Origin of the sequence: Accumulibacter sp., from assembly GCF_031732815.1 — a bacterium.
In the GTDB taxonomy this organism is placed as follows: domain Bacteria; phylum Pseudomonadota; class Gammaproteobacteria; order Burkholderiales; family Rhodocyclaceae; genus Accumulibacter.
In genome coordinates, this window is record NZ_JAVMKF010000193.1 from 1 (window position 1) to 3,875 (window position 3,875).

A 3,875-nucleotide genomic window follows, 5' to 3' on the forward strand; every position below is an offset into this window, starting at 1 on the left:
GCGCCTCACGGAAGATGTCCAGGACCATCCGCTGGCATTCGCCTGGACCGAAAAAAGCGGTTTCGAACCGGCCGCGCCTTGGCCCCGGTGCGCAGCTCGAAGTCTGCGGAGAACAGCTTGACGGTCGCCTCGAGGTGGGCGAGAACTTCCGTCAAACGCTTTATTTTCTTCTGTTGATGCTGGATCAGATCGACCAGCTCGGTGCGCCTGCTGATCAGGGCGGCTACCACGTCAACGTCTGCCATGAAAAGCGCTCCTGTTCATTGAACACAGAACTATTCTCCCGGAGCTGGCAGCCTCGCTGTGGGGTGGTTGCTCCATAATGCCGGACTTTAACAAAGGAGAATCTCTTGACAGGAAGGGCAAGAAACCGCTAAATATAATAGGGTATGATAGCCATTTCCGACTCATTCCATCCCTGCGGAGGAAAACCATGCACCTCGGTCGCGTCGCCACCATCGCCATCACCACCGTTGCTCTCGTCGGCTGCCAGACCGCGCCACCTATGGGCGCCACTGCCGGTTGCAAGCCGCTCGGCGGCACCAGCAATGTACAGAACGCGGCCATTGGCGCTGTCGCCGGCGTTGTCCTTGGCGCTGCGGTCGGCGGCGCCGCTACTGAAAGAGGCTCGGTGGGAGCGCGGAACGGAGCATTGATCGGCGCGCTGGGTGGCGCGCTGGTTGGTTCGCAGTACAACTCAATGATTGGCATGACGGAGTTGTCAGATGGTTCCGTGCGACTGAACATCCCGGGCTCGGTGATGTTCCGCAGCGGCAGCGCCGACATCAGCCCGGCGTTTGCCTCGACGCTTGATTCGGTTGCCGGCACGATTCGTGAATACTGCGGCCTGACAGGGACAATTGTTGGTCATACCGATAGCACTGGCACGCCGGAAGGCAACCGCAAGCTGTCGACCGATCGGGCTCGTTCGGTAGCCAATCACCTGATGTCTCGCGGCGTAGACGGGACTCGCCTGCAGCAGTTCGGACGAGGTCAGGACGAACCGGTCGCGTCGAATGCCACCGACGCCGGCCGCGCTATGAACCGTCGTGTCGAGATTTTCGTGCGCCCTCCGACCTGAGCAGGGAGTGAAACGGGCCGCTAGGTGGCGGCAGCCAAAGATAGGAAAATCCAACGTACGCTCGGCAGCCTATGACGCTCGAGTGATTCATTCCCGCCAAACCGGGAACTGATCGCCCAAGCGCCAGGCGTCGCAGCCGTACACCGGATCCGGCTCGTCCCGCAGCTATGGGTTGGCAGTCAGGGAGATTGGATGAAACCCATTTTGCACCGAGAAGTTCAGCGCGGAAGGTCTGGGAAGTTGCTGCGATAAGGCGCTGAGGCCTGGAGTCGCCCTTGTACCGCACGGGTGCAAGGCGCAGAAGGTGCAAAGCAAACTGCCGCAACAGGGCGAAGTGGTGGGCGGCGTGATCGGCGCGGGCGCGCATATGATCGTCGGCAAAGACGACATCCGGGCACCAAGGCAGGCTGTGCGCGACGCGCCAGCACATGTGGACCGCCTCATTGATGCGCTGCACGTCGGGTGCGACGCTCGTGTCGTCTCTTTCGCCTTCGCAGCGGTCGCACGCTGCCGCAAGACCAACCCCCGTTTGCGCGGCAAACACGCTGACCAGATGCAACGGAGTGGCATCCGCTTTCCCTGATCGACGGCTCGTCCTCCCATCGATCGCAACGACATCCCCTTGGTCCGACGACGGAACGACCTGACCTACCCGGCATAGGAACGCCGCTCCCAACGCGTCTGGGGTGGGCGCTGCGAAGACGCGGCCGAAAGTACCACGACACGGGACGATCGAGTCAAGTTCCGGTTTTTCGCAGGCGTCCGGCGCTCCCACCCCGACGCGGGCACGAAGCGCTCAGGCGGCCGGAAAACGTTCTGAGCGGCAACGACTCGTCGGGACGACTATTCGGCCAGATGGGGAGTTTCTCCAGCGTGTCGGTCAGCCAGGCCATCGCCTCGATCCCGTTCAGGTGGGCGGTTTCGAGCAACGACTGAGTCGCGGCGGCGCGCTCGGCGGCCTCCGAGCCGGCAAAGAGCCCGTTCCTTTTCCCCGGTGCGATGGGCCGAATGGCGTCTTCGACGGTGTTGCTGTCGATCGGGTAGAAACGGTTCCTGGCGTAACGGACGAAGGCTGCCCAGCGACGGAGGGGCTCGCGGATCGCTTTGGCAAAGGCGCTGCTGTCAGCCGTCGACTTGCGGTTCTGTTGGAGCCAGCGTTTCAGCGCTGCGAAGCGCGGCTGACTGGCTTCCTTGCGCCGTCGCGCGCGTTCCTCGATGCTTTTCCCGTGCATCTCGGCTTCAATGGCGTACCGTCCGCAGATTCTGCGCCGCGCTTCGGCGGCGAGCGGGCTGCCGTTGGCCTGATGCAGGTCGAAGAACTTGTGTCGCGCGTGCGCCATACACGCCAGCTCGATCACCTGGCCGCGGAACAGGACCTGCTAGCCGGCATAGCCATCGACCATCTGCGCACCTTCCCCAGCCGGCCAGAAGCTCGACCACGTGCTGTCCACTGCGGCCTCTGCTTGGTAGTCGAAATGGACGATCGGCGGGTCGCCGCGCAAAGCCTTGCTGCGATAAACCCGGAGATACACCCGTTTGGTCTTGCCGCAACCGCGATCGAGTTGCGCCACCGGCGTCTCGTCACGCTGCAGCACGCTGCACTGGCGCTGGAGTTCGCCCAGACGCAGGCTCAGCGGTTGCAGGCCAACGCCGATGCGGCCGACCCATTTGGCCAGCGTCGAGCGGGAAGACGGCACGCGCGAGTGCTCGGCTTGTCGTTCCAAGCGGTAGAGCGGCAGGTGATCGACATACCTGCTGACCACGATCCAGGCAAGAAGCGCAGGCATCGCCAGACCGCCGTCGATGACCGATGGAACCACAGGAGCAGCTGTGATCGTCTGACAGGGGCGGCAGGCATACTTGGGGTCCACATCTCGTTCGACGAAGAGCTCGGCCGGGACAAGGCTGAGCTTCTCGGTGAGGTCTTCGCCGATCCGTTCCACGGCAGCGCCGCACTGATCGCAGGTGCAGGATGCGGGCTCATGCCGATGCTCGACCCGCGGCAGGTGCTCGGGCAAGGCCTGACGACCGGCGCGCTGGCGTCGGGCTTTCGCCGCCGGCGGGCGGCTTCCTTCGCCAGCGGCGATGTCGACGGCAAGGTGGAGCGGCTGGACGCTTACTCGGATACAGCCCGGCGAGTCATGTCGAATTCGCCACCGACATGAAAGTGAGCTCCCTGATCGACTGCCATCATCCTCCCATGCCGGCGCTTGACGGTGTTCCGCAGCGCCTGCTCTACGACGACATGAAGACGGTCGTTCTCGAATGCGAGGTCGACGGCTCTGGCAACACCGCGAGCACGCAGTCTTTCTTGACTAAACCGGGTCCTGTGGCTTCGTCATCAAACGCTGCCGCGCCTATCGTACCCGAGCCAAAGGCAAGGTCGATCGCTTCAACGCAGATCTGCGCCACTCGTTCAACTTTCCCCTGATCGTTTCTTACACCAACAGCGCAACGACGCTGCCGCAGGACAAGGTGGCCAGGGTTCCCGAAATCAGCGTTCGCGGCCCGAGCTCGAGGATCTCTGCGCGCCGTTGCGGCGCGATCGAGCACATGCCGCCGAGCAGGATGCCCAGACTGCCGAAATTGGCAAAGCCGCACAAGGCATACGTCATGATGATGCGGCTGCGCGCACTGAGATCGCTCGCCGGCAGGCGCGCCAGATCGAGGTAGGCGACCAGTTCGTTGAGCACGGTCTTGGTGCCGAGCAGCGACCCGGCGGTTGCCGCTTCACCCCATGGAACGCCGGCCATCCAGGCGAGTGGTGCCATCAACCAGCCAAGCATGCGCTGTA

At 63.3% G+C, this 3,875-nt stretch carries 5 protein-coding genes and 3 pseudogenes; 4 read left to right on the forward strand and 4 right to left on the reverse strand.

Annotation, left to right across the window (positions count from 1 at the left end; translation table 11 throughout):
• A partial coding sequence (locus tag RKP46_RS12605) for a hypothetical protein (RefSeq protein ID WP_311106968.1) occupies positions 1-323 on the forward strand: 323 nt, incomplete at its 5' end.
• Positions 323-1,081 (forward strand): OmpA family protein, encoded by a 759-nt coding sequence (locus RKP46_RS12610; RefSeq protein WP_311106969.1) that lies wholly within the window; start codon positions 323-325, stop codon positions 1,079-1,081. The genes RKP46_RS12605 and RKP46_RS12610, both read left to right, overlap by 1 nt.
• Positions 1,082-1,555: 474 nt before the next feature.
• On the opposite strand, the pseudogene RKP46_RS20240 reads toward RKP46_RS12610, so the two are convergent.
• From RKP46_RS20240 to tnpC, 3 genes and pseudogenes are all read right to left on the reverse strand, one after another.
• Positions 1,556-1,802: pseudogene (locus RKP46_RS20240) on the reverse strand (ISAs1 family transposase); the annotation flags it as partial.
• 16 nt (positions 1,803-1,818) lie between these two features.
• Positions 1,819-2,010: a transposase domain-containing protein gene (locus RKP46_RS12620; RefSeq protein ID WP_311106972.1), complete on the reverse strand. Its 192-nt coding sequence runs from the start codon at positions 2,008-2,010 to the stop codon at positions 1,819-1,821.
• Between the two features lie 84 nt (positions 2,011-2,094).
• A pseudogene (tnpC, locus tag RKP46_RS12625) lies at positions 2,095-3,024 on the reverse strand (IS66 family transposase); the annotation flags it as partial.
• 39 nt (positions 3,025-3,063) lie between these two features.
• On the opposite strand from tnpC, the gene RKP46_RS20245 reads away from it, so the two are divergent.
• A complete protein-coding gene (locus tag RKP46_RS20245) occupies positions 3,064-3,246 on the forward strand; it encodes a hypothetical protein (RefSeq protein ID WP_409194145.1) in 183 nt (60 codons plus the stop codon).
• Positions 3,201-3,511: pseudogene (locus RKP46_RS12635) on the forward strand (IS21 family transposase); the annotation flags it as partial. The gene RKP46_RS20245 and the pseudogene RKP46_RS12635, both read left to right, overlap by 46 nt.
• Before the next feature lie 8 nt (positions 3,512-3,519).
• Here RKP46_RS12635 and RKP46_RS12640 read toward each other — a convergent pair.
• Positions 3,520-3,875 (reverse strand): nucleoside transporter C-terminal domain-containing protein (locus RKP46_RS12640; RefSeq protein ID WP_311106971.1); only part of this gene is annotated, 356 nt, incomplete at its 5' end.